Below are 23,317 nucleotides of genomic sequence, written 5' to 3'. Positions count from 1 at the left end.
CTGACTACGCCAGGCGTCTCAATATCCGACAGAGAAGCGCTCGCGGGAGTGCTTCGGCTGCTCGACCTCGTCGATCACAGCAACTGCAAGGTCGGCGCCCGAGATGAACGACTCTCCGGCGGCATCCGTCACGATCACATCGCCGCCGTCGCGGTAGCTTCCCGTGCGCTCTCCGGGATTCCACGGGCCGAATCCCCCGGCGGGGTGCACATAGAACCAATCGCGACTGGCGGGGCCTGCCTGCAAGTCGTCGAGCACGCCGATGGCTTCAAGGGCCTCGGGCTTGTACTCGTCGCTGAATGACTCTTGGTCAACCAGGCGCTCACCGCCAGCGGCGATGAGGCTGCCGCCCGCTCCGCCGATCACTCCGAGACGAACCTCGCTGGGCAGCTCAGCGGCCAACTCGGCGAGGTTCACCCGCAGCCGCCCGAGCATGGCTCCGCGGGCCGCTACGGCAGAGATGACCACGTCGACGCCTTCGAGTTCGCTGACAAGCCACGGCACATCGAGCAGCGTGCCCTCGATGTACGTAGCGCCGGCCACGCGCTCAGACGGCAGCGAACGCGCCACCGACACCGCGGTATGACCTCGGCTCACCGCTTCGGCCACAATGTGACTGCCCGCGTAGCCGGTTCCTCCGAGAACTGCGATACGTGCCATGCCGTGCCCTACTTCTCGAGCTCCGCACGCATCGTCGACACCTGGTACAGGGCAACAGATGCGGCGATCCCGGCGTTCAGCGACTCGGCGCCCGAGATCGGAATCGAAACGATCTGGTCGCAGGTTTCGGTGACCAGGCGCGAAAGACCCTTGCCCTCCGAGCCAACGACGATCACAACGGGCCGATCGGCGAGCCCTAGTACGGGCAGCGAGACATCGCCGCCGCCGTCAAGGCCGAGAATGAACACGCCCTGCTTCTTGAACTCTTTGAGCGTCGTCGTCAGGTTCGGTGCGAGAGCAACCGGCGTGCGGGCGGCGGCACCCGCACTGGTCTTCCATGCGGCAGAGTTCACGCTCGCCGAACGGCGCTGCGGCACAATCACACCGTGCCCGCCGAAAGCAGCCGTCGAGCGAATGATCGCACCGAGGTTTCGCGGGTCTGTGATGCCATCGAGAGCGACGAGCAGGGGAACCTGGTCTTCATCGATGATCTGCTCGAGCAGATCTTGCGGATGCGCGTACTCGTAGGGCGGCACCTTGAGCGCGACTCCCTGGTGTACGCCGTCGAACCCGGCCATGCGGTCAAGCTCGGGGCGGGTCACCTCGAGCACCGGGATGCCGCGGTTCGTCGCAATCGAAAGCATCTCTTTGACGCGGTCATCCATCTCGACGCGCTGCGCGATGTAGAACGCGCTCGCGGGAATCTTGGCGCGAAGAGCTTCGAGCACTGAGTTGCGACCGGTCACCGTTTCGGTGTCGTCGTCTTTCTTCGCCGAGCGCTGACGCGAGCCCGTCTGACCGGAGGGCTTTGGCTTGCCGCCAGCCGCCACGTAGCGATCAGCAGCAGCCTTGCGCTTGCCAGCGGGGTGCCATGCCCGGTCTTCTGCCTTGGGCGTCGGCCCGCGACCTTCGAGCGAACGCTTGTTCTTCCCGCCCGTGCCCTTGGTGGGGCCCTTCTTGCTGCCCTTGCTTGCGCCGGGGCGTCCTTGCTTAGCCATCGAGACTCCAATGTGTTCCGTTTGCGCTGTCTTCCAGCGAGATTCCTGCCGCGGCGATCGCATCACGGATGCGATCAGCCCCAGCCCAGTCTTTGTTCGCTCGCGCTTGTGCGCGTTGCGTGATCATCGTTTGCACGAGGGTGTCAAGCGCCGTCGCCTCGGCCGTGCTGTTCGTCGTGGCCCACTCAGCACTCAACGGGTCGAGGCCGAGAATCTGCAGCATCTCGCGCACCTGCACAGCCGCAACGTGAGCGGCGTCAGCGTCGCCTGAATCGAAAGCCGAGTTGCCTGCGCGCACGGTCTCATGCACGACTGCGAGCGCCTGTGGCACGCTCAGGTCGTCGTCCATCGCCACCGCAAAAGCTTCGGGTAGCGCTGGCGCGGCGCGGTCATCGAGCGACGCGACTCGACTCGCACGTTCGAGGAATGTGCGCAGTCGCTCGAGCGCAGCATCCGCTTCTTCAAAGGTCTTGTCTGAGATGTCGAGGCTCGAACGGTAGTGGGCAGCGGCAAGCGCGTATCGCACCACGAGCGGATCGTGGGATGCGAGCAGATCGCCCGCAAGCACGAAGTTGAACAGCGACTTCGACATCTTCTGCCCGTCGACGGTGACAAGACCGTTGTGAACCCAATAGCGAGCGAACGCATCGCCGGCCGCCGTGGATTGAGCCAGCTCGTTCTCGTGGTGCGGAAAGCGCAAGTCAAGACCGCCGCCGTGAATGTCGAACTCGTCACCGAGGTAGCGTCGCGCCATCGCCGAGCACTCAATATGCCAGCCGGGCCGGCCGCTGCCCCAGGGCGAGCTCCAGACCGCCGATGCAGGCTCTTCGGGCTTGCTGCTCTTCCACAGCGCGAAGTCCTGCGGATTGCGTTTGCCTCGCGCATCGGCATCGCTGGCCGTCTCCATCGCGTCGAGCGATTGTCGCGTGAGTTCGCCGTAGGCGGGCCACGAACGCACGTCGAAATACACGTCACCCGCCACCGCATAAGCGTGCCCGGCGTCGATCAGTCGCTGAATGAGCTCGTGCATCTGAGCGATCGATCCCGTGGCTCGCGGCTCGTAGGTCGGCGCTTGAATGCCGATCGTCTCGTAGGCGCGAGTGAACTCACGTTCCATGCGGTAGGCCAGCGCCCACCACGGCTCGCTGTCGGTCGCGTTGGCCAACACCTTGTCATCGATGTCGGTTACGTTGCGCACGAACGTTACTCGCGCATAGCGATGGGCCAGCCAACGACGCAGGATGTCGAAGCTCAGCGCGCCGCGCAGATGACCGATGTGGGGACCCGACTGCACCGTCGGCCCGCATGCATAGATCGTGATGTTTTCGGGGTCGATGGGTACGAAATCGCGCAATGCCTGCGCCTTGGTGTCATAGAGCCGTACCGTCACCGCACCAGCCTACCCGCGGGTCCTGTGTCAACACCCGGAGCGACCAGCCGGTAGAACTGTATGGTGCCCTACGTTCTCGCCGTTCTTGCCGCCGCTGTGCTGTTCGGCACCACCGGCACAGCGCAAGCGCTCGGGCCTGACAGCGCCACCCCCCTCGCGCTGGGCGTCATGCGCATGGTGTTCGGCGGAACCGGCCTTGCACTGATCGCGTTCACTCTCGCAGCACGAATGTCGAAGAGACGAATGGATGCTGCGCCGCGCCCGCGGCTTGGCGCTCGGCCGCTCTCACTGATGCTGCTGACCGGTGTGTGTCTTGCGCTGTACCAACCACTGTTCTTTCTGGGCACCGAACGCAATGGCGTCGCTATCGGCACCGTGATTGCGTTGGGCTCGGCACCGATTCTTGCCGGATTGCTCGAGTGGGCGCTCACCAGGCGCATGCCGTCGTTCACGTGGGTCTCGGCCACCCTGCTCGCGACTGTCGGTGTGGTGATGCTCGGCGTCGGGGGCGAATCGGGCAACGTCAGCACCGACCCGATCGGTCTCGCCAGCTCGGTGGGCGCGGGCGCCTGCTTCGCCGTGATCGCGAACGCACAGCGCACGCTGCTTGACTCGGGATGGGACCCTTTCACGGTCGTCGGGGCGATGGGAGCAAGCTCTGCGGCGCTGTCGGCGCTGTGTGTGCCGTTCGTTGATCTGGAGTGGTTGGGCACGCCGAGCGGCCTGTTCATGGCGCTCTGGGTGGGGCTGGCCGCGATCTCTGTCGCCTATGTGCTCTTCACGTGGGGGCTGAGCGGCTTGACCGCTGCCACGGCCGCGACGCTGACGCTCGGTGAGCCCCTCACCGCAACGGTTCTCGGCATCACTGTGCTGGGAGAGCAGCTGTCGCCGCTCGCGATCATGGGGCTCGTGATTCTCACCGCCGGCTTGGCGCTGCTGGCGTGGGGTTCTCGCAAGCAGCGAGACCCGGTTCCATTCGCCGTCGAGGGGTAAGCGTCGATGAACCTCCAGATTTGCCCCAGACCTCGACGCCGACGACACCAGAGCTCTGGTGCGTCCTCGCGGGTATCTGCGGACTGAAACTCGAAGTCCCCTACTCCGCGTTCATGGTGCGAAGCCTGTTTACGCCGGAACGATGAGTGCGACGGCGAACGCTGAAACACCTTCGCCCTGGCCTGTGAAACCGAGACCATCAGTGGTGGTTGCGGTGACGGAGACAGGTGCGCCGCCGAGCGCAGCCGACAGCACCGCTTGCGCCTCCAGCCGGCGTGACGAAAACCGCGGGCGATTCGCTTGCACCTGCACCGAGACGTTGCCGATCCGCCAGCCCGCTTCAGCGAGCAGCGCGCGGGTGCGGCTCAGAAACGCTTCAGCATGGGCGCCGGCATATTCGGGGTAGTCGGTGCCGAAATGCGTGCCGATGTCGCCGAGTGCCGCTGCGGCGAGAAGCGCATCGACGATCGCGTGCGCAACGGCGTCGCCGTCGGAGTGACCAGAGAGCGCTCGCTCGCCGGGCCACTCCAGGCCAGCAAGCCAGAGGTCGCCGTCGCCGCCGAAGGCGTGCACGTCTGTGCCCACACCAACTCGCGGCATGGCGGCCGCCCTGTTTGCGGCCGGATCGGATTGTTCAGTGACCGACGGCGTGACGAGGCTCTGAGCGCGTTCCAGATCGTCCCGTGTGGTGATCTTGAACGAGCGCGCATCGCCGTCGACCACGGCTACGCGGTGGCCAGCTTCGGCCACGAGTGCGGCGTCATCGGTGAACTCGGCGGTCGCCGAGCGGTAGGCAGCATCAAGCACCTCGCGGCGGAACCCTTGCGGTGTCTGCGCGGCCGCCAATCGCGAACGATCCACGTGTGCGGTGATCGTGGAACCGTCGACACGCTTGATGGTGTCGACGACCGGCAACACCGGGATCGCTGCCGGTGCTCCCGCCTCGATCTCGGCGATCACACGTTCAAATACAGCCGGGGGCGTAAGCGCCCTGGCCGCATCGTGCACGAGCACGATCTCGATATCAGCCCGCAGCGCCGCGAGGCCCGCCGCGACAGACGCCTGTCTCGTCGGTCCGCCCACCACAACGGATGCGAAGTCGGCTTTGTCGCCTGAAACCGCCAAGGCTTCGGTGAGAGCATCACCAGAGCGCGATTCGGGCGCGACAATCACGACCTGAGCATCTGGGACGGCGAAGACGCCATGAAGACAGTGCCAGAGAATACTGTGGCTGTCGATGCCGACAAACGCTTTGGGAGCACCAGCTCCCAAGCGCGTGCCAGAACCGGCAGCGACGACGATGACAGCGACGCGCGGTACGGGTGTAATGCTCACCCGAGAAATCTAGCTTGCGAGAACCTCGTCGAGCAGAACACTGGCTTTTTCTTCGTCAGTCTTCTCTGCAAGAGCGAGCTCTGAGATGAGAATCTGCTTCGCCTTGGCGAGCATTCGCTTCTCACCCGCGGAGAGTCCGCGGTCTTGATCGCGGCGCCACAGGTCGCGTACGACCTCGCTGACCTTGATGACATCGCCCGAAGCGAGCTTTTCAAGGTTTGCCTTGTACCGACGCGACCAGTTGGTCGGTTCTTCAGTGAACGGCGCACGCAGCACTTCGAAAACCTGGTCAAGGCCTTCTTTGCCAATGACATCGCGAACGCCGACCAAATCGACATTCTCTGCAGGAACTTCAATAATCAGGTCACCCTGGGTGACGTTGAGCTTCAGATATTTCTTCGTCTCACCACGGATGATCCGGTCTTTGACCTCGATGATCGTTGCTGCACCGTGGTGGGGGTAAACGACCGTCTCGCCAACCTCAAAAAGCATGGAGTTATGTCCCTTCGGCAACCTCCAGGATAACACAGGCAACATACGCTAAGGTACGCCGCCTATCCGCTGGCGCCCCGTTGCGCGCCGCGAGATGCCACGCCGACACCACGGGCGATACGCGGAGACCATAGAATGCAAGAGTCGTTGTCACCTGCACTTGGAGGATCCGTGAAATCGCGCCTCATCGCGTCGCTCGCCCTAGGCGCTGCCCTCGTTGTCACCACAACGGGCTGCAGCATGATCGCTCCGCAGGCGACCACCATCCAATACGCCGCCGCAGAGGGCGTGAATGTTCCGGACTCAGGACCGATCGAAGTGCGAAACGCCTTCATCGTCGCGACCGATGACGGCTCTGAGGGAAACTTCATCGCCGCGCTGATCAACGACACCGATCTGTCGCACACGCTGAGCATTCAGGTGGGCGAAGGCTCATCGAAGATCACCGAAACCGTGCGCGTTCCGGCGCGCACCACCTTGAGTCTCGGCGCCGACGAGGAGCCGCTGCTGCTCACCGATCTCGACGCTGTTCCTGGCACCGTCATTCTGGGGTACTTCGAATCAGACGGCACCGGAAGCCCAATCGTCGACATTCCCGTTCTTGACGGAGAGCTCGACTACCTCGCACCTCTGGTTCCGTAGCGAACAGCCCAAACGACAATCGCGCCCCGTGATGATCACGGGGCGCGATTCGTTTTGCGTTCAGTCTTCGAAACGGTAGCCCAGACCGCGAACGGTCACGAGCTTGGTCGGCACCGCGGGGTCTGCTTCAATTCGTGAGCGAATGCGCTTGATGTGCACATCGAGCGTCTTGGTGTCACCGAAGTAGTCACTGCCCCACACTCGGTCAATCAGCTGACCGCGCGTGAGCACACGGCCCGAGTTGCGCATCAGCACCTCAAGGAGCTCGAATTCCTTCAGCGGCATGCTGATCTCTTCGCCCGCGACCGTCACCGAGTGCCGGTCGATATCGAGCACCACACGACCGCCATCAAGCACCCGGTCTTCTAGGTCGGAGTCAGGCACTGCAAGACGACGCAGAACCGCGCGCATGCGCGCCAGCAGCTCGCGCGCCGAATAGGGCTTGGTCATGTAGTCATCGGCACCGAGCTCAAGACCCACCACGATGTCTACCTCGGAGTCTTTGGCGGTAAGCATGATGATCGGCACCGCCGAGGTCGTGCGGATCTGCCGGCACACCTCGGTTCCGGGCATGCCGGGCAGCATCAGATCGAGCAGCACGATGTCTGCGCCGTCTGCGCTGTACGCGGCCAGGGCCGCCGGGCCGTCTTCCGCGATCTCGACTTCATATCCCTCACGTCGCAGCAGGTAGGCGAGCGGGTCTGAGAGGTCTGGTTCGTCCTCGACGATTAAGACGCGAGTCATTTAGGGTCTCCATCCTTGGAACGAGCTGTGGCCTCGCCAAGCTTTTGTTTCTTTGGCTTCTTCTTTTTCTTACGCTGTTTGCCTGGAGCCTCGTGAACGGGCGCGGCGATCTGAGGCAGGCGAATCGTGAACGTCGAGCCGCGTCCTGGGCGAGACCAAAGCGTGACCTCACCGCCGTGCAGCTGAATGGCGTGCTTGACAATCGCCAAGCCCAGACCGCTGCCTCCCGTTCGTCGCGCGCGAGCAGGGTCGGCGCGGTAAAAGCGCTCGAACACCCGCGCTTGATCTCCCTCGGCGATACCAATGCCACGATCGGTGACTGCGATTTCGACAACGCTCTCGTTCACCCGAATGCCCACACCCACGTTGGTGTCGCGCGCTGAGTAGACGATCGCGTTGGAAATCAGGTTGCCGACCGCCTCGCTGAGGATCTGTGCGTCGCCGCGCACGTAGAGCCCTCGCTCGCCGCCTCGTGCGATTGTGATGCTGGCAGCATCGGCCTGCAGTGCGTGAGCCTCGATGGCGCCCGCGACAACCTCGTCGATGGAGACGTCACGCTGAGCGTTGATGACGTCGCCCGATTGCAGGCGAGACAGACTCATGATGCGCGCCGTGAGGTTTGACAACCGACCGGCCTCGGCGAGCAGTCGCTCAGCGAAGATTCGAACCTGGGGCGGATCGTCAGCGGCAGACTCAATCGCTTCCGCGAGCAAGCTCACCGCCCCAACGGGGGTTTTCAACTCGTGGCTGGTGTTTGCGACGAAGTCGCGCCGCATCTGCTCCACGCGCTCGTGTTCAGTGATGTCTCGCATAACCAGCAGAGTCAGCCGGGTCGAGATGCGCGTGGCTCGAACGACGACGAGTCGGGGCTCGGCGGGCAATGCCCCTTTGCGAATTCGCAACGTCTCGGTCGTGGCCGCGTCGACAGTGCGAACCTCACGAACCACTTGCCGCAACTGATCGTTCGCGAGAGTCTCATCTTCTTCGAGCCCAAACGGCAGGGCCGGCCGAGACGCCGCCACGATTCGCATTGAAGAATCGACGACTACTGCCGCGTCGTCCATGGCGTGCAAGACGGCAGACACGCCTTCGGGAACGTCCACTGAAACAGCGGCGTGAGCTCGGTCTCGGGCGCGGAGTGATGCGACAATGACGGCTGCCACAGATCCGCCGATGAAGATTCCCGCAAGAAGCGCGACCAACGCCAGTTGCGTTACGTTCATTCTCACAGCGTATGGTGCCCAGAGGTGCCTGCACGCGCAAACGCCCCGGGACCGAAGTGACCGGGCTAGTATTCACCGCGGTAGCACCATTCGTTAACCTTCGCTCGCGACAATCACCAATGTCGCGCGGGCGGATGCCTGCCAAAGATCATGAGAGGTGCATCAGATGCGCGAAGTATTCCATCAGTCACTCGAAGACGTCCAAGACCGGATCGTCGAGATTTCAGAGATGGTGACGGTTGCCATCGACAAGGCGACCCGGGCCTTCGGCACCAGCGACGTCGCCCTCGCTGAAGAAGTGATCGAAGCCGACGCAATCATCGACGAGAAGGCAATCGCGCTCGACGAGCTCGCCATCGAGATTCTTGCGCGTCAGCAGCCGGTCGCACGCGACCTTCGCGTCGTGGTGAGCGCGTTGCGCACAAGCGCATCGCTTGAGCGTATGGGTGACATCGCCGAGCACATTGCGCAGCTCACGCGCATGCGCTTCCCCGAACGCGCCATTCCGAAGGGCCTCAAGGGAACCTTCCGCAAGATGGGCGAGTATGACGTCGATGTCGCCCGGGCGCTCACCGAACTCTTGCGCACACAGGACTTGGCTCTCGTCGAGAAGCTGCGCGATGCAGACGACAAGCTGGATGAATTGCACGCGTCGGTGTTCGAGAAGGTGTTGAGCGACAGCTGGCGAGGCGAAGCCGCCGCGACCGTCGACGCAACCTTGGCGAGCCGCTACCACGAGCGTTTCGCCGATCACGCGGTTTCGGTAGCCAAAAAGGTCGCCTACCTCGCCACCGGCGATTGGGTCGTCACGACCGACACGATCGGCATCGTCGTTGCGTCCAGCACGCCCGAGACCGATGCAGACTCGGCCGATGTTCTCGAAGTGGGCGACGTCGTCGAGGTCACCGACATCGACACAACTACCCAGCGCTAGCAGCTACATAAACGAAGAGAGCGGATGCCCCGGGGCATCCGCTCTCTTCGTTTATGTGACGGGGCCTATTTGCCCTGGTTGGCCACGGCTGCAGCGCCCGCGGCAGCGGCCTCGGGGTCGAGGTACTCGCCCGGCCCCAGCGGATTGAGGTCTTCGTCTAGTCGGTAGACGAGCGGAATTCCGGTCGGGATGTTCAGCTCTGCAATGTCGTCGTCGCTGATGCCATCAAGGTGCTTCACCAAGCCACGCAGCGAGTTGCCGTGGGCAGTCACCATCACGGTCTTTCCCGCTTTGAGGTCGGGGACGATGTCGCTCGACCAGTAAGGCAGCAGTCTGTCAATCACGAGCTTGAGCGATTCCGTGTGCGGAACCTCGCCGTCGATACCCGTGTAGCGAGGATCGTTCACCTGGCTGAACTCTGACTCGACGTCGAGCTCGGGCGGTGGCACGTCAAACGAGCGGCGCCACAGCATGAACTGCTCCTGGCCGAACTCTTCAAGTGTTTGCGCTTTGTCTTTGCCCTGGAGCGCACCGTAGTGGCGCTCGTTCAGACGCCAGGAGCGCTTGACTGGAATCCACAGTCGGTCGGCGGTATCGAGTGCGAGGTTGGCGGTTTGAATCGCGCGACTCAGCAGCGAGGTGTGCAGGACGTCAGGCAGAATTCCAGCTGCGGCAAGCAGTTCGCCGCCGCGGGCGGCTTCAGCCTTGCCCTTCTCAGTAAGACGGACGTCGACCCAACCGGTGAAGAGGTTGAGTTCGTTCCACTCGCTCTGGCCGTGGCGGAGGAGGATCAGGGTATGCGGGGCGGTCATGCGCCCAATGATATCGGCGCTTGGGCTACATCCGCAGTTCTGTGAAGCGTCGAGCCGCATCTGCGCTGAACAAACATCGCGTCACAGCCGCGGCACAGCCGCGCGCGCGTCGCTCGGGCTTACGCCGGCCGCGACTAACAGGTCGACCACAATCGGTCGAAGGGACGCGATGAGGTTCTGATCTCCCAGCGGTGCGTCGGGAGCGAGCTCGCGCGGGTCAAGGTGCGCAGCCACGGCAAGCAGCTGTGCGCGTGCGGTGGGTTCAACTGAGATATCGGTCAGCGAAGCGCTGACGACAGCCGCGCCCCGAAAAATGTCATTCACCAGATCGGCGGCCAGCGGCCGAGCCAGAGCGTCGTCTGACAGATAGACCGCACGGCGCGCCACCACCCGCAGTGATCTCACGACGAGATCCAACGAGGTATGAATGCGAGCCTGTCGTTCAAGTTCGAATCGGCGCCGCCGCGTGAACGGTGAGATCCGCGAGATCGCCAGACCCGATTCGAGCGACTCTCCCCAGTTCTGCATCACAGGCTGCAGCGCGCGAGCTTTCTCCAGAGCGCGGGCAGCCCGCATACGGTCGCCCCGTCGCAGTGCCTGGCTGAGGGTGGCTGCAGCATCCTGAACTGCCGCGAATGCCGCTGCACCGTCGCGCAGTGTCGCGCGCAACGGATTGCGTGGAATGAGCGAGGTCACGACGATCGCGGCGATTCCGCCGATCACACCGTCTAGCAGACGCACGAAAGGCACGCCGACGGGCAACGCCATGACGATAATCGCCTGAATGGCAGCCGCGATCGCGAAGCTGGCCTTCGACGAGATGAAGCGCGCCACGATGAGCGCCACCCCTACCGAGAGCGCAAGCTGCCAGATTCCGGATCCGGCAAGAATCAACAGCAGCTCCGCGACGAGAATGCCCACCAGCATTCCCACAATCGTCTCAACCACCCGAATCGGGCGTGCATCGCGCACCAAACCGAGGCTCGACACGGTCACCGTGGCCGCCAACAGCGGAGTGGGATGCCCGAGGATGTCGGCAGCAAACCAGTAGGCAAAAGAAGCTGCGACGACGATCTGGACGATTGCGATGGCCGAGTCACGTACGCGCCGCAACCCCGGCCGCGGGTCGAAGCGTGAATACCAGCGGATGGGAATTGCCGTCGTCTGCGGATCAGCCATCTATGCTGCCTGACGGCGACGGAGCAGCCATCTCGATCACGTGGCGCGAGTACGCCGCGAGAGGCGCGGCATGCGCGGCACACCCGCCGTAGCTCCCGCCTCGGGCGGCACAATGATCTCTTGCGCGGCAGCGATCACACCGTCGTCGGTCTGCGCAAGAAGAACTTCTTCGATCGGCGTCGTACGTTTGACCAGGGCCAGAGCGATGGGTCCGTCTTCGTAGTGCAGCGCCACCGAGGTGATCGATCCCACCACGGTTTCGCCCTTCAGCACGTCTGCGCCCACGGCCGGCAAGGTGCTGCCGCTGCCATCGAGTTGCAGAGCGACGAGGCGACGAGGCGGGTGGCCGAGGTTGTGAACCTTCGCCACAGTCTCTTGCCCGCGGTAGCAGCCTTTGCTCAAGTGCACCGCGGTGCGCAACCAGTCCACTTCGTGCGGAAGGGTGCGTTCGTCGGTTTCTCTCGACCAGCGCGGCCGCCAGGCAGCCACGCGAAGGGCATCTACCGCCGCAAGACCCGAGATCGCAATGTCGCCTGCTGCAGCAGCAGCGGCGACTCGCTTCGCCTCGCCGTGGGTTGCGATCACTTCGACCCAGTCTCGGGCGGATCCAGGATGCGGCTCAGCCACCGCGTAGGCCCAACCACCCACTGAGACGGCAGGCCAGGGGTCAACCCAGACCAGCGGCACGCCAGCAGGCTCGGCAGCGGTGACGAGTTTCGCTCCCGACCGTGAGGCGCCAAAGACTGAGTACTCTTCGCTCGCGTCGCGAACCTCGACCCGCAGCCGGAACCGCATGCGGGTGAGCCACGTTGCCAGCGCCTGCGCACCGTCTTTCTCCACAATGAGCCACGCTGTGGCACCGTCGTCGATTACCGATGCTGCGTGCTCAATGTGACCGTGTGGGTCAAGAACGAGCAGTTCGGTGCTCGCGCCGGGCGCGAGCGCATTCAACGCTTGCGAGGTGAGCGAATCGAGCCACGACAGTCGGTCTTCGCCCGTTACCGCCAGCACACTGCGATCGGCGAGGGGTGCAATCGAGGTGCCGCGAGCGAGTGAGCGTTGCTCGCTGAGTGGATTGCCCAGATGAACAAGTCCGCGGTCGTCGGTCACCGCGCCTGCGAGGGTGCGGAATGCAGCATCCATCACTCAAGCCGCGCAAGCCGCGCGGAGGCATGGGAGCTGAGCTCTTTTCCAAGAGCGGCGATATCCCAGGCCCACAGCAGGTGAGCGTCTACGAGGCCATACATCCGCGTTGCCGCACCATATGGTTTCGCACCAACCGGGCGCACAATCGCGTCGGTTGCGATGTCGACACGCGGGCCTGCGATCTGGCCGAGATACAACTCGCTCACGCCATTGGAATGCACCAGCGAGACTTCGATATCGAACGCTCCCGCATCGTTGCGGAGCTTCTCGATATCGTCGACTGTGCGCGCGAGCGGCGGCCCCTGCGGGCTCAGCAGCGCGGGACCAGGGTCAGAAACTTCTGCAGCAAGCGCCAAGCGCCAATAACCCACTTCAGAGACCAGCGAAGTGCGCACGTCATCATCACCGTGCAGCCAGGCTGACGCGGAGTAGTTCAGAAAACCGCCGCCATCGTGGCTGAAGCTCACGCGGTGAGTGAACTCGCCCGCGAAATGGTGGTTCTCAGTCTCGTAGTCAATGACACCGGTGCCTTCCCAGACGCCGATCAGCCACGAGAGCGGAGCCAGCTCGGCAGGAAGGTCGGTAGGAAGATCGAGCATCGCTCTAGCGCTGGCCGCGATACAGGTTCTTCAGCACGACGATCGAAACGAAGGCGATCGCAAGTGATGCGAGGCCGAGAAGTCCGACGAAGAACAATTCGAGCGCAACGAGATCCATGTGACCACCCTATCTGGGAACGACTTCTGCGAGCGCGAATCCCAAGCTGATCACTCCGAGAACCAATAGCGATCCGACCATGCTGGCTGCCACTCGAAGAATGAAGCCGTCAGCGCGGCCGATCATGAGCTGCACGACAAACGAGAGCATCAGGCACCCGCCGAGCGCCACTGCGAGCCACGCAGCGCGCCAATCCGCTCCTACAAAGATGCCGATGAAAACGCCCGCGATCGCTGCCGCGATCCACACGACCGCGATGGAGCCGAGAGATTGTCGCTGAGCGAGTTCTGGTTGGGACACATCTCTATTGTGGCGCACGACCGCTGGGCGTGCACGAATCGCTCCGAGTAGCGCTGCGCACGAACACTCGTCGTCACGCTCTACACTGGAGCACGGCGCGAGACCGCGCGGGAAAGGCATTCCTTTGGCACAGCTCCTGGTTTTGAGCTCTACTCACGGCGGCAGTCCGGTGTTGCCGTCGCTGGAGTTGCTGAGCCATCGTGTGCGCCAAATCCCGGCTGAACCAGCCCAGCTCGTCAACGCCCCGAGCTCAGACATCATCTTCGTTGACGCCCGCGTTGATCTCGTCGGAGCAAAGTCGCTCTGCAAGATTTTGAACACCACAGGCCTGGATGCTCCTCTTCTGCTGGTTGTCACCGAGGGCGGGCTCACCGCTGTTTCCCCTGACTGGGGCGTGGATGACGTTATTCTCGTCACCGCCGGACCGGCTGAAGTCGACGCGCGAATTCGCCTCGCCATCGGTCGGCAGTCGGCTGAACAGGTCTCGACGCGCATTCAGACCTCGGGAATCACGATCGACGAATCTTCGTACTCTGCGAAGGTTCACGGCAAGCCGTTGGATCTCACGTACAAGGAGTTTCAGCTGCTTCACTTCTTCGCCACCCATCCGTCGCGGGTATTCACTCGCGAACAACTGCTCAGCGAAGTGTGGGGCTACGACTATTTCGGCGGTACCCGAACCGTTGATGTGCATGTGCGTCGACTGCGCGCCAAGCTCGGCGATCTCGAGCAGCTGATCGGAACCGTGAGAAACGTCGGATACCGCTTCAACGTCTACGAAGACGACCAGGTTCCCACGCCCCGCGAGCGCTCAGAAGCCTAGATTTTGCAACTCTCGGCCCGTGGTTCGTTCACGTGCACGTCACCTGCGACTGCAATGATGAGTGGATGATCGAAAATGAGCCACTCGACGCTGGACTCGGCGGCGGAGACGACGACGACGACTTCGACGTAACTGAGGAGTTTGACGCCCAACTTCCCGAGCAGCGCTACCTTGACCGTGAGCTCAGCTGGCTCGCATTCAACCAGCGCGTGCTCGAGCTGGCTGAAGACCCCGCGGTGCCTGCGCTCGAACGCGCGAACTTCCTCGCGATCTTCGCGAGCAACCTCGACGAGTTCTTTATGGTGCGGGTCGCGGGCCTGAAGCGACGCATTCTCACCGGCTTGGCCGTCCCGACCAACGTCGGCCGCGCTCCCGCAGACGCTCTGGCCGACATCTCGACCGAAGCGCACCGGCTGCAGGTGCGCCACGCAGAGGCGTGGATGAACGACGTGCGTCCCGCACTCGCTGAAGCTGGAATCGAGCTGGTGAAGTACGACTCGCTCAGCGACGACGACAAGTCAACGATCTACGACTACTTTCACGCCCAGGTCTTCCCTGTCTTGATGCCATTGGCTGTGGACCCCGCCCACCCGTTCCCGTACATCTCGGGTCTGTCACTGAACCTTGCCATCCGTATTCGCAATGCGCGCACCGGCCGTCAGGAGTTTGCACGACTCAAGGTTCCCGCGATGCTTCCGCGCTTCGTGCCGTTGCCGTCACTCGACGGCCGACTGCGCTACATGTCGATGGAAGACGTCATCTCCAACCATCTCGACGACTTGTTCCCGGGAATGGAAGTGCTCGATCACCACGCATTCCGCTTGACCCGCAACGAAGACGTCGTCATCGAAGAAGACGAGTCTGAGAACCTGATTCAGGCGCTCGAGGCCGAGCTGCTGCGTCGTCGGTTCGGTCCGCCGATCCGCCTTGAGATCACCGACGACATGGACGACGTCACGCTGGATCTTCTGCTCAAGGAACTTGAGATCACGGCGCAAGAGGTTTATCGCCTCACCGGACCTCTCGACCTTCGGGGGCTTTTCGACCTGGGGCGCATTGACCGACCCGACCTGCGCTACAAGCCTCATGTGCCCACGACGCATATGGCCTTCCAGCCCGGCGACAACAATGAGCGGCCCGATATCTTCGCCGCTATTCGCAAGAATGATGTGCTCGTGCATCACCCGTACGAGTCATTCGCAACGAGCGTGCAGGCGTTTCTGGAGCACGCGGCCAAAGACCCCCACGTGCTGGCTATCAAGCAGACGCTCTACCGCACCTCGGGCGACAGCCCGATCGTTGAAGCTCTGATCAACGCCGCTGAGGCGGGCAAACAGGTGCTCGCCCTCGTCGAGATCAAGGCGAGGTTCGACGAAGCAGCGAACATCGTGTGGGCACGCAAGCTTGAGAAAGCTGGCGTGCACGTCGTGTACGGGCTCGTGGGCCTCAAGACCCACTGCAAGCTCGCCCACGTCATTCGCGAAGAGAACGGCGTTCTTCGCAGCTACAGCCACATCGGCACGGGCAACTACAACCCCAAGACCAGCCGCATCTACGAAGATTTCGGGCTGTTCACCGCCGATGATCAGGTCGGTCGCGACCTCACGCGATTGTTCAACGAGCTGAGCGGCTACGCCATCGAGAAGAAGTTCAAGCGCCTTCTCGTCGCGCCGTTGCACCTGCGCAAAGGCCTGCTGCGACTCATCGACAAAGAGCGCCTCAACGCGCTCGAGGGCAAAAAAGCCCGCGTGCGCATCAAGGTCAACTCCATGGTCGATGAGCAGATCATCGATGCCCTCTACCGCGCGAGCCAAGCCGGCGTCTCGGTGGAGGTGTGGGTGCGTGGCATCTGCTCGCTGCGGCCTGGCGTTGCGGGCATGAGCGAGAACATCATCGTGCGCAGCATCTTGGGTCGATACCTCGAGCACTCTCGCATCTTCTCGTTCGAAAACGACGGTGATCCGATTACCTATATCGGCAGCGCCGACATGATGCACCGAAACCTCGACCGTCGCGTTGAGGCGCTCGTCAAAGTCGTTGCTCCCCCACATCTGAAAGAACTCCACGACCTCTTCGATCTGGCGATGAGCGACAGCACCAGTTCATGGCATCTTGGTGCTGACGGCGAATGGGTGCGACACTCTTTGGATGCTGAAGGCAAGGCGCTCGTCGACATTCAGGATCGAACCATGACCAACGTGCAGCGGCGACGCCGCGCACGGGCGGTGCGATGACCGACACAGCGGTATACGCTGCGGGCGGGGTGGTATGGCGGCTTGTCGACGGCAAGCTTTATGTGCTGCTCATTCACCGCACCAAGTACCGCGACGTCACTCTGCCGAAGGGCAAGGTCGACCCCGGTGAGATGCTCGCCGAGACCGCCGTGCGCGAAATATTCGAAGAGACCGGCATTCGCGTCGCGCTCGGCGTTCCGATCGGCGTGTCGCGATACCACCTGCCCAGCAAACGGCTCAAAATCGTGCACTACTGGGCGACCGAAGCCACCGAAGCTGCGGTGCGCGCCTCGGAGTTCGTGCCTAACCGAGAGATCGCTGCGATTGAGTGGGTCAGTTCGAAGAAAGCGCTCGGCCGCCTGAGCTACCCCGTCGACGTTGAGATCCTCGAGAACTTCCTTCACCTTGTCGATGACGGAGTGCTCGAGACGTTTCCGCTCATCGTGCTGCGTCACGGGCATGCATTGTCGCGGAGCGACTGGGATGGCGAGGACTCTGATCGCCCTCTCGATGCGCGCGGCAAGAGCGAGGCAAAGACGATCGTCGGCCCGTTGCTGGCCTTTGGCGCTGACAAGATCGTCACCAGCAACGCCGTGCGCTGCGCGAAGACCGTCGCCCCACTGGCGAAGTCGCTCGATCGCAAGGCTGAGAAGACTGAGCTCATCAGCCAAGATGCACGGGGACGCGGCAAGGCCGATGTGAGAACCGTGATCGGTGATCGGGTACGCGCTCGCACGCCCGCAGTGATCTGCAGCCACCGCCCCGTGCTGCCCGAGATTCTGAGCGAGATCGCGCTGGCGACAGCAACCCTTCCGGGCTCGTATCTGTCGAGCGCGGCCACGCTGGATCCGGCAGCTTTCTCTGTGGTGCATATTTCGGCGCGCAATCCCGGCTCGGGCATTATCGCGATCGAAACTCACTCGCCGAAGAAGTAGCTCGGATGCCGCCGCCCGGAGCATTGCAACTCCGCTGGAAGCGCGTACCGCCGACGAAGACGCGCCGCGATGTCGCATGGTCGCTCATTCGCGAGCTCGTCGGGGGCGGCATCCTGATCTCGAATCCGTGCGCGCACTGCGGCCGACCTCATGGCGCCGTTCAGCTGTCCGCGCCCGGCATGCACGCCAGCGTGTCATATGCCGGCGACTACGCCGTTGTCGCGGTGGCGACCGGCCCGTTCGCCGGCTTCGCGATCGACGCGGAATTGGGCGAGAGCGCGGTGCGTGACGACGCGGGACTCGCGGGCGTATTGCGCAGGGGTGCCGCCGCAACGATTCGCGAATGGGTGCGGGTCGAGGCAGCGCTCAAGGCGGATGGGCGTGGCCTGCGAGTAGACCCGACCAGAGTCTTGGTCGAAGCACTCTCACCGCACCAGTGGCGTGCGCACGTGCCCGATGGCGCGCCGATCAGCGGCTGGGATGTTGACGACGGCCCCGATGGGGTGGTGCTGTCAGCGGCCTACGCTTTCAGCGCGGCAATGCCGGAAGCGCCAGCTGTTCCAGCCACGGTGTGAGCAACGCGTTCGCCGACTCCCCGAGCGTGGCGCTCACGTGACTCCTGAAGTCTGCCGTCGACACGGATTGTTCGGCGCGGGTGGCCACCCACGCACGCAGCATCGTGAAGAAAGCCTGGTCGCCGACAGCAAGCCGCAGTGCGTGCAAGGTCACCGCACCTCGCTTATAGACGCGATCGTCAAACATGAGCTCTGGACCAGGATCCACCAGCACGATGTCTTGCGCTGAGCCCGCGAGCTTTCCGTAGTAGTGACGAACTTTCGAGCGCACCGACGGACCGCCCGAGGCTTCGGACCACAGCCACTCCGCGTAGCAGGCGAAGCCCTCGTTGAGCCAGATGTCGCGCCAGTGCTCGACGCCGACGCTGTTGCCGAACCATTGGTGGGCAAGTTCGTGGGCGACGAGACGCTCACTGACACTGTCGAGGTGATTTGAACCGAACACGGCCATGCCCTGAGCCTCGAGAGGGATCTCCAGTTCGTCGGCCGTCACCACCAGCGTGCATGCGTCCTGCGGGTAGGCGCCGAACATCTCGGTGAAGACCGAGAGCATGCGCGGAACCGGAGAAAATGCGCTGTCTACAGCCAAGCGCAGCGCGGGCGGGTTCACTATGGTGACGTTCGCCGGAGTGTCGGTGGCTGCGCGGGGCATGGCGCGCGTCTCATAGCGGCCGAAATGCAGGGCAGTGAGGTAGGTGGCTGTCGGCACTTTCGACGTGAAAGTGTGAGCCACCATCTGACCGCGGCGCGCTGTGCTTACCGGAACCCCGGTAGCCACCGCGGTATAGCCCGCATCGGTGGCGACCGTGATCGTGTATCGCGCGCGGTCGTCGGGCCGATCGTTGCAGGGAAACCAGGTGCCCGCGCCGACGGGTTGTGAGGCGACCAGCGCGCCATCTTCAAGCTCTTCAAACCCGAGCGCACCCCAGCGTGTGCGTCGAGGAGCCGGTGAGCCGCCGTAGGTAATGTCGACAGAGAACCGCTCCCCCGGTTGCATCTGACGAGGCAACGTGACGCGCAACTTTCGCGGACCTTGCTTGTAGGCCGTTCGACGGTCGCCGTCCGCACGAACCTTGGTCGCGCGTAAACCGATCAGATCGAGAGAGATCGATGACGTGGCCGTGGCAGCCACGGCGTTGATAATCGCCCGCGCGTCGAGCCGATTCGTTCGTACCCGGTAGGTGACATCCAGTTCGTAGGACTCCACGTCGTACGAGCGATCACCGCTGCTCGGGGTGTACGTGTCAGCGTCAGTCACGATGTCGACTGGTACGAACGCACCTTGACCGCGCGCCACGGTCCGATTGGGTTTCCGCTCCATCGAGAACCGACCGGCACAGTCTCACCGCGCATCACGAGCGACGCCGGGCCGACTGTCGCATTCGCACCCACCGTTGCCCCCGGAAGAACCACGCTGTGCGGCCCTAGGGTTGCGCCTTGCTCAAGTTCCACAGAATCCATACTCATGATTCGATCATGGAAAAGGTGTGTCTGCACAACGCAGCCGCGGTTCACTGTTGATCCGTCGCCGAGCGTGACCAGGTCAGGCTCCGGAAGCCAGTAGCTTTCACACCAGACGCCGCGCCCAATCTTCGAGCCCAGCGTGCGCAACCAGACGGCGAGCGCGGGAGTTCCCGACGCCGCGCGTGCAAACCACGGCGCCGCGACCATCTCGGTGAACGTGTCTGACACCTCGGTGCGCCACACAAAGCTCGACCACAGCGGCTGCTCACCAGCGCGGATCACGCCGACAATCAGCCATTTGGCGAGCGTCGAGACGCCCGCCGCGACCGCACCGGCAATCAGCATCACGATTCCCGACAGCAGAATGGTCCACACCGCGCCAACGCTCTGCCACAGGGCAGCGAGAGCGAAGATCACGAGCAGTCCTAGCGCGCACGTCACGATGACGGGCACGATGCGCCCGAGTTCCCACAGCGCCCGCGCGATGCGCAAGCCTGCGGTCGGACGGTAGGTGCGGCTCTGGTCGCCCTCGGCGTTGAGCCTGCGCAAGCGCACCGCCGGTGAGCCAAGCCACGATGAGCCCGGCTTGGCTTTGGCGGGCGCAGCCGAGAGCACGGCAACGAGACCGTCGCGTGGCACACGGTGCCCCGGCGCGGCCATACCCGAGTTGCCGAGGAAGGCGCGCTTGCCGATGCGAACCGGGCCGAGGCGCAGCCAGCCGCCCCTCAGCTCGTACGAGCCGACCATGGTGTCATCGGCGAGGAACGCTCCATCGTCGATGCGCGTCATCGAGGGTATGAGCAGAACGGTGGATGCTTCAACGCTTCGCCCGACACGCGCGCCGAGCATTCGCAGCCACACCGGCGTGAACAGGCTCGAATACAACGGGAAGAGAACGCCGCGCGCCGAATCGAGCAGGCGTTCAATCGTCCACGCTTGCCAGCCGACACGGCTTCGCACGGGATGCATGCCAGCGTGAAGACCAATCGAGAGCAACCGGACCGCGATCACAACTGCACCGGCGAACACCACGCCCACGGTCAGTACAGCGGGAACGAGCCAGATGAAGGCCGCTCCGAGCGCTGACGACAGATCGGGGGACCCCTGGATGCCCAGTGCAAGCACCACGGCCCCCACAGCGAACGAGAACAACGGGAGCATCGCGAGGGCCAGCGATGATGCCGCATAGGCCCACAACCATCGCCGAGGAGCGGGCGCGCGCTCGGTAGGCCACTCGGAGTTGACCCCGCCGACGCGAACGGCCGGTGAACCGGCCCACGACTGGTCGGCGCGCACGCGCCCGAAGACGGCGGATCCCGGTGCCACTTCGGCGCGCTGGCCGATGCGGGTACCTGGAGCGAGCGTGCTGCGGGCTCCGATGGTTGCATTCGCACCGATGCGCACCTGTCCGATGCGCACGACGTCGCCGTCAATCCACGTGCCGGTGAGATCCACCTCCGGCTCCACCGCGGCACCATCACCGATCTCGAGCATGCCGGTGATCGGCGGCAGCGTGTGCATGTCGACGCCCTTGCCGATCTTCGCGCCGAGGGCACGGGCGTAAGAAAGCACCCAAGGGGCTCCTGCCAGCCCGACCGCGTCAATCTGATCGGCAATCTGCTCGGCGAGCCAAAGTCGAAGATGAACCGAACCGCCGCGCGGATAGTCGCCGGGGCGAACGCCCGCGAGAAGGATGCGAGCACTCAGCGCTGCGATGCCCATTCGTCCGAAGGGAGTCGCGAATACGAGCAAGCCGAGCAGCAGAGCCCACCAATCCACGGATGGCAACGCCTCGAAGCCCGGGAACAGGTGCAGTATCGCACTGGCTGTCAGCAAATAGAGCAGCCATCGCACGCCGGAAAGGATAAACAGGGGAACGCCCAAGAGGGTTTGCACCCACTGGGTCGAGCGCGGCGTCGGCAACGGCTTGCGATACTCGCCGGAAACTTCTTCGGCCAGCGGGCCCAGCGCTTTGGCCATCGTGCTCAACCGTGGCACGTCGTAGACGTCGGCGACTGAGAACTCGGGAACCCTCGCACGAATGCGCGACACAAGCTGCGCCGCCGCGAGTGACCCGCCACCGAGGTCGAAGAAGTCTGCCGTGCGACTGGGCACGGCAAGCCCGAGCACCGTCTGCCATTGCTCCGCGAGCCACGCCTCGGTCGGCGACAGTCCTTCGATGGGCGAATCTACGCCGGGCAACGGCCACGGAAGCGCGGCGCGGTCTACTTTGCCCGAGGTGCGCACCGGCAACTCGTCGACGATTGCCAACAGCGGCACTATCGCCGCGGGCAGCTTCTCAGAGAGCAGGGCACGCGCGTGCGAAGTGTCGAAGGCGGTGCCGACCTCATTGGCGACGAGGTAGCCCACCAGCACGGGAACACCCGCGCCAGTGGTGCGCACGGCTGCGGCCGCGGCGGTGACGCCGGGAAGATCCTGCAAGGCGTTCTCGACCTCACCGAGTTCGATGCGACGGCCGCCGACTTTCACCTGGTCATCGGCGCGGCCGACGAAAAGCAGTCCTTCGGCCTCGTAGCGAACAAGGTCACCCGAACGGTAGGCGCGATCCCAGCCCAACGCTGGCATGGGCGCGTACTTTTCCGCGTCCTTCGCGGGATCGAGGTAACGCGCCAGTCCTACGCCGCCGATGATGAGCTCACCGGTCTCGCCCTCTGCGACCCGGCGCCCCTCAGCATCCACCACCGCCAACACCCAGCCGTTGAGCGGCAGACCAATGCGCACGGGCCCAGCGTCGAGCGGTGCGGCACACGCCACGACCGTCGCTTCGGTCGGTCCGTAGGTGTTCCACACCTCGCGGCCGTCAGCCGCAAGCCTCGCGGCAAGCTCTGGGGGGCAGGCTTCGCCGCCGAAGATCAACAGGCGAACGTTCTCAATCGCGTCTTCGGGCCACATCGCTGCGAGCGTGGGAACCGTCGATACCACCGTGATGCCTTGGCGAATCAGCCACGGTGCAAGATCAGCGCCAGATCGAACCAGCGACCGTGGCGCCGGCACCAGGCAGGCGCCGTGACGCCATGCGAGCCACATCTCTTCGCACGACGCGTCGAAGGCAACCGAGAGCCCCGCGAGCACGCGATCCTGCGGGCCAAGAGGTTCTGAGTGCAAGAACAGCTGTGCTTCAGCGTCGACGAAAGCGGCAGCCGAACGATGCGAGACCGCGACGCCCTTGGGCACTCCGGTCGAGCCGGAAGTGAAGATGATCCAGGCATCGTCAGTGAGCTCGGGCGGCGGCACCGTGACGATAGCGTGGGTGCTTGGATGAGCGGCAGCGTCGTCGAACAGTGACGACCCGGCGGCAGGCTCGGAAGCCTTCGAGGGCGTGTAGACACCCGGGTCATTGATGATGCCGACAACGTCTGCCTCACCGAAGACAAGGCGAGCACGCTCGTCGGGGTCATCGACGTCGACCGGCACATACGCGGCGCCGGCGGCGAGCACGGCCAGAATCGAGACGTAGAGCTCCTTCGAGCCGGACGCCACACGCACGCCGACCCGATCTCCGCGACGCACCCCCGCTTCGTGCAGTGCTGCTGCGGTTTGACCGACGCGGGCCATCAGCTCACGGTAGCTCAGCGCTCCCGAACCGTCGTCAATTGCAGATGCTTCGGGATGCAGCGTGGTCGTCTCTCGAAGAATGTCAACGAGCGTGCGTTCCGGCGGGGTGCGCGGTGAACCGTCCAGCTCGCGCTGAGCGTTTCCC

Annotated in this window: 21 protein-coding genes; 7 read left to right on the top strand and 14 right to left on the bottom strand. The window is 63.8% G+C overall.

Annotation, left to right across the window (positions count from 1 at the left end; translation table 11 throughout):
• Window positions 1-18: 18 nt before the first annotated feature.
• The 3 genes from WDU96_RS05775 to cysS are packed head-to-tail and all read right to left on the bottom strand — an operon-like array spanning window position 19 to window position 3,048.
• The gene (locus WDU96_RS05775; protein WP_337337517.1) at window positions 19-660 is read right to left on the bottom strand and encodes an NAD(P)-dependent oxidoreductase; all 642 of its coding nucleotides are present in this window, start codon (window positions 658-660) and stop codon (window positions 19-21) included.
• Window positions 661-668: 8 nt separating this feature from the next.
• On the bottom strand, window positions 669-1,658 hold the full coding sequence (gene rlmB, locus WDU96_RS05770; RefSeq protein WP_337337516.1) for a 23S rRNA (guanosine(2251)-2'-O)-methyltransferase RlmB: 990 nt from the start codon (window positions 1,656-1,658) through the stop codon (window positions 669-671).
• Window positions 1,651-3,048, bottom strand: a complete 1,398-nt coding sequence (gene cysS / locus WDU96_RS05765; protein WP_337337515.1) for a cysteine--tRNA ligase — start codon at window positions 3,046-3,048, stop codon at window positions 1,651-1,653. Before cysS ends, rlmB begins: the two co-directional genes overlap by 8 nt.
• A 63-nt stretch (window positions 3,049-3,111) precedes the next feature.
• On the opposite strand from cysS, the gene WDU96_RS05760 reads away from it, so the two are divergent.
• Window positions 3,112-4,041, top strand: coding sequence for a DMT family transporter (locus tag WDU96_RS05760; protein WP_420063933.1), 930 nt, complete (start codon window positions 3,112-3,114; stop codon window positions 4,039-4,041).
• 129 nt (window positions 4,042-4,170) lie between these two features.
• Here the strand turns inward: WDU96_RS05760 and ispD are convergent, their stop codons facing one another.
• Both ispD and WDU96_RS05750 read right to left on the bottom strand, forming a co-directional pair.
• Window positions 4,171-5,376, bottom strand: coding sequence for a 2-C-methyl-D-erythritol 4-phosphate cytidylyltransferase (ispD, locus tag WDU96_RS05755; protein ID WP_337337513.1), 1,206 nt, complete (start codon window positions 5,374-5,376; stop codon window positions 4,171-4,173).
• Between the two features lie 9 nt (window positions 5,377-5,385).
• Complete coding sequence (locus WDU96_RS05750) at window positions 5,386-5,868, bottom strand: CarD family transcriptional regulator (protein ID WP_337337512.1); 483 nt, start codon at window positions 5,866-5,868, stop codon at window positions 5,386-5,388.
• 171 nt (window positions 5,869-6,039) lie between these two features.
• On the opposite strand from WDU96_RS05750, the gene WDU96_RS05745 reads away from it, so the two are divergent.
• Entirely contained in the window at window positions 6,040-6,510 is a 471-nt protein-coding gene (locus tag WDU96_RS05745) for a DNA modification methylase (protein ID WP_337337511.1), read from the top strand.
• Window positions 6,511-6,570: 60 nt separating this feature from the next.
• Here the strand turns inward: WDU96_RS05745 and WDU96_RS05740 are convergent, their stop codons facing one another.
• A complete protein-coding gene (locus WDU96_RS05740; protein WP_337337510.1) occupies window positions 6,571-7,254 on the bottom strand; it encodes a response regulator transcription factor in 684 nt (227 codons plus the stop codon).
• Entirely contained in the window at window positions 7,251-8,477 is a 1,227-nt protein-coding gene (locus WDU96_RS05735; protein WP_337337509.1) for a sensor histidine kinase, read from the bottom strand. The genes WDU96_RS05740 and WDU96_RS05735 overlap by 4 nt, the downstream gene beginning before the upstream one ends.
• A 166-nt stretch (window positions 8,478-8,643) precedes the next feature.
• On the opposite strand from WDU96_RS05735, the gene phoU reads away from it, so the two are divergent.
• Entirely contained in the window at window positions 8,644-9,411 is a 768-nt protein-coding gene (gene phoU / locus WDU96_RS05730; RefSeq protein ID WP_337337508.1) for a phosphate signaling complex protein PhoU, read from the top strand.
• A gap of 65 nt (window positions 9,412-9,476) precedes the next feature.
• Here the strand turns inward: phoU and WDU96_RS05725 are convergent, their stop codons facing one another.
• The 5 genes from WDU96_RS05725 to WDU96_RS05705 all read right to left on the bottom strand — a co-directional run bounded on the left by WDU96_RS05725 (window position 9,477) and on the right by WDU96_RS05705 (window position 13,565).
• Window positions 9,477-10,223, bottom strand: coding sequence for a phosphoglyceromutase (locus tag WDU96_RS05725; protein WP_337337507.1), 747 nt, complete (start codon window positions 10,221-10,223; stop codon window positions 9,477-9,479).
• 81 nt (window positions 10,224-10,304) lie between these two features.
• Window positions 10,305-11,402, bottom strand: coding sequence for an FUSC family protein (locus WDU96_RS05720; protein ID WP_337337506.1), 1,098 nt, complete (start codon window positions 11,400-11,402; stop codon window positions 10,305-10,307).
• 36 nt (window positions 11,403-11,438) lie between these two features.
• Window positions 11,439-12,545: a CAF17-like 4Fe-4S cluster assembly/insertion protein YgfZ gene (gene ygfZ, locus WDU96_RS05715; protein ID WP_337337505.1), complete on the bottom strand. Its 1,107-nt coding sequence runs from the start codon at window positions 12,543-12,545 to the stop codon at window positions 11,439-11,441.
• Window positions 12,545-13,147, bottom strand: coding sequence for a heme-binding beta-barrel domain-containing protein (locus tag WDU96_RS05710; protein WP_337337504.1), 603 nt, complete (start codon window positions 13,145-13,147; stop codon window positions 12,545-12,547). The genes ygfZ and WDU96_RS05710 overlap by 1 nt, the downstream gene beginning before the upstream one ends.
• A gap of 127 nt (window positions 13,148-13,274) precedes the next feature.
• Entirely contained in the window at window positions 13,275-13,565 is a 291-nt protein-coding gene (locus WDU96_RS05705; RefSeq protein ID WP_337337503.1) for a hypothetical protein, read from the bottom strand.
• 124 nt (window positions 13,566-13,689) lie between these two features.
• Here WDU96_RS05705 and WDU96_RS05700 point away from each other — a divergent pair, with 124 nt between their 5' ends.
• The 4 genes from WDU96_RS05700 (at window position 13,690) to WDU96_RS05685 (ending at window position 18,132) form a co-directional block, all read left to right on the top strand.
• Window positions 13,690-14,388 (top strand): response regulator transcription factor, encoded by a 699-nt coding sequence (locus tag WDU96_RS05700; protein WP_337337502.1) that lies wholly within the window; start codon window positions 13,690-13,692, stop codon window positions 14,386-14,388.
• Between the two features lie 65 nt (window positions 14,389-14,453).
• Window positions 14,454-16,622 (top strand): RNA degradosome polyphosphate kinase, encoded by a 2,169-nt coding sequence (locus tag WDU96_RS05695; RefSeq protein ID WP_337337501.1) that lies wholly within the window; start codon window positions 14,454-14,456, stop codon window positions 16,620-16,622.
• Window positions 16,619-17,557 carry an NUDIX hydrolase gene (locus tag WDU96_RS05690; RefSeq protein ID WP_337337500.1) on the top strand — a complete coding sequence of 313 codons (939 nt, stop codon included), beginning with the start codon at window positions 16,619-16,621 and terminating at the stop codon, window positions 17,555-17,557. Before WDU96_RS05695 ends, WDU96_RS05690 begins: the two co-directional genes overlap by 4 nt.
• Window positions 17,558-17,562: 5 nt before the next feature.
• Complete coding sequence (locus tag WDU96_RS05685) at window positions 17,563-18,132, top strand: 4'-phosphopantetheinyl transferase family protein (protein WP_337337499.1); 570 nt, start codon at window positions 17,563-17,565, stop codon at window positions 18,130-18,132.
• Here the strand turns inward: WDU96_RS05685 and WDU96_RS05680 are convergent.
• Window positions 18,086-19,390: a M1 family metallopeptidase gene (locus WDU96_RS05680; protein ID WP_337337498.1), complete on the bottom strand. Its 1,305-nt coding sequence runs from the start codon at window positions 19,388-19,390 to the stop codon at window positions 18,086-18,088. The genes WDU96_RS05685 and WDU96_RS05680 overlap by 47 nt on opposite strands.
• Entirely contained in the window at window positions 19,387-23,298 is a 3,912-nt protein-coding gene (locus WDU96_RS05675) for a Pls/PosA family non-ribosomal peptide synthetase (protein WP_337337664.1), read from the bottom strand. The genes WDU96_RS05680 and WDU96_RS05675 overlap by 4 nt, the downstream gene beginning before the upstream one ends.
• Window positions 23,299-23,317 lie beyond the last annotated feature (19 nt).

Origin of the sequence: Microbacterium marmarense, assembly GCF_037204165.1 — a bacterium.
Lineage (GTDB): Bacteria > Actinomycetota > Actinomycetes > Actinomycetales > Microbacteriaceae > Microbacterium > Microbacterium marmarense.
This window is presented reverse-complemented; position numbering and strand designations above follow the sequence as displayed.

What these genes read in the sequence shown, in the direction of transcription:
- WDU96_RS05775 (WP_337337517.1), bottom strand. Translation starts at nt 660, where the DNA reads ATGGCACGTATCGCAGTTCTCGGAGGAACCGGCTACGCGGGCAGTCAC.
- rlmB (WP_337337516.1), bottom strand. Translation starts at nt 1,658, where the DNA reads ATGGCTAAGCAAGGACGCCCCGGCGCAAGCAAGGGCAGCAAGAAGGGC.
- WDU96_RS05750 (WP_337337512.1), bottom strand. Translation starts at nt 5,868, where the DNA reads ATGCTTTTTGAGGTTGGCGAGACGGTCGTTTACCCCCACCACGGTGCA.
- WDU96_RS05740 (WP_337337510.1), bottom strand. Translation starts at nt 7,254, where the DNA reads ATGACTCGCGTCTTAATCGTCGAGGACGAACCAGACCTCTCAGACCCG.
- WDU96_RS05735 (WP_337337509.1), bottom strand. Translation starts at nt 8,477, where the DNA reads ATGAACGTAACGCAACTGGCGTTGGTCGCGCTTCTTGCGGGAATCTTC.
- phoU (WP_337337508.1), top strand. Translation starts at nt 8,644, where the DNA reads ATGCGCGAAGTATTCCATCAGTCACTCGAAGACGTCCAAGACCGGATC.
- WDU96_RS05725 (WP_337337507.1), bottom strand. Translation starts at nt 10,223, where the DNA reads ATGACCGCCCCGCATACCCTGATCCTCCTCCGCCACGGCCAGAGCGAG.
- WDU96_RS05720 (WP_337337506.1), bottom strand. Translation starts at nt 11,402, where the DNA reads ATGGCTGATCCGCAGACGACGGCAATTCCCATCCGCTGGTATTCACGC.
- ygfZ (WP_337337505.1), bottom strand. Translation starts at nt 12,545, where the DNA reads ATGGATGCTGCATTCCGCACCCTCGCAGGCGCGGTGACCGACGACCGC.
- WDU96_RS05710 (WP_337337504.1), bottom strand. Translation starts at nt 13,147, where the DNA reads ATGCTCGATCTTCCTACCGACCTTCCTGCCGAGCTGGCTCCGCTCTCG.
- WDU96_RS05695 (WP_337337501.1), top strand. Translation starts at nt 14,454, where the DNA reads ATGATCGAAAATGAGCCACTCGACGCTGGACTCGGCGGCGGAGACGAC.
- WDU96_RS05690 (WP_337337500.1), top strand. Translation starts at nt 16,619, where the DNA reads ATGACCGACACAGCGGTATACGCTGCGGGCGGGGTGGTATGGCGGCTT.
- WDU96_RS05685 (WP_337337499.1), top strand. Translation starts at nt 17,563, where the DNA reads ATGCCGCCGCCCGGAGCATTGCAACTCCGCTGGAAGCGCGTACCGCCG.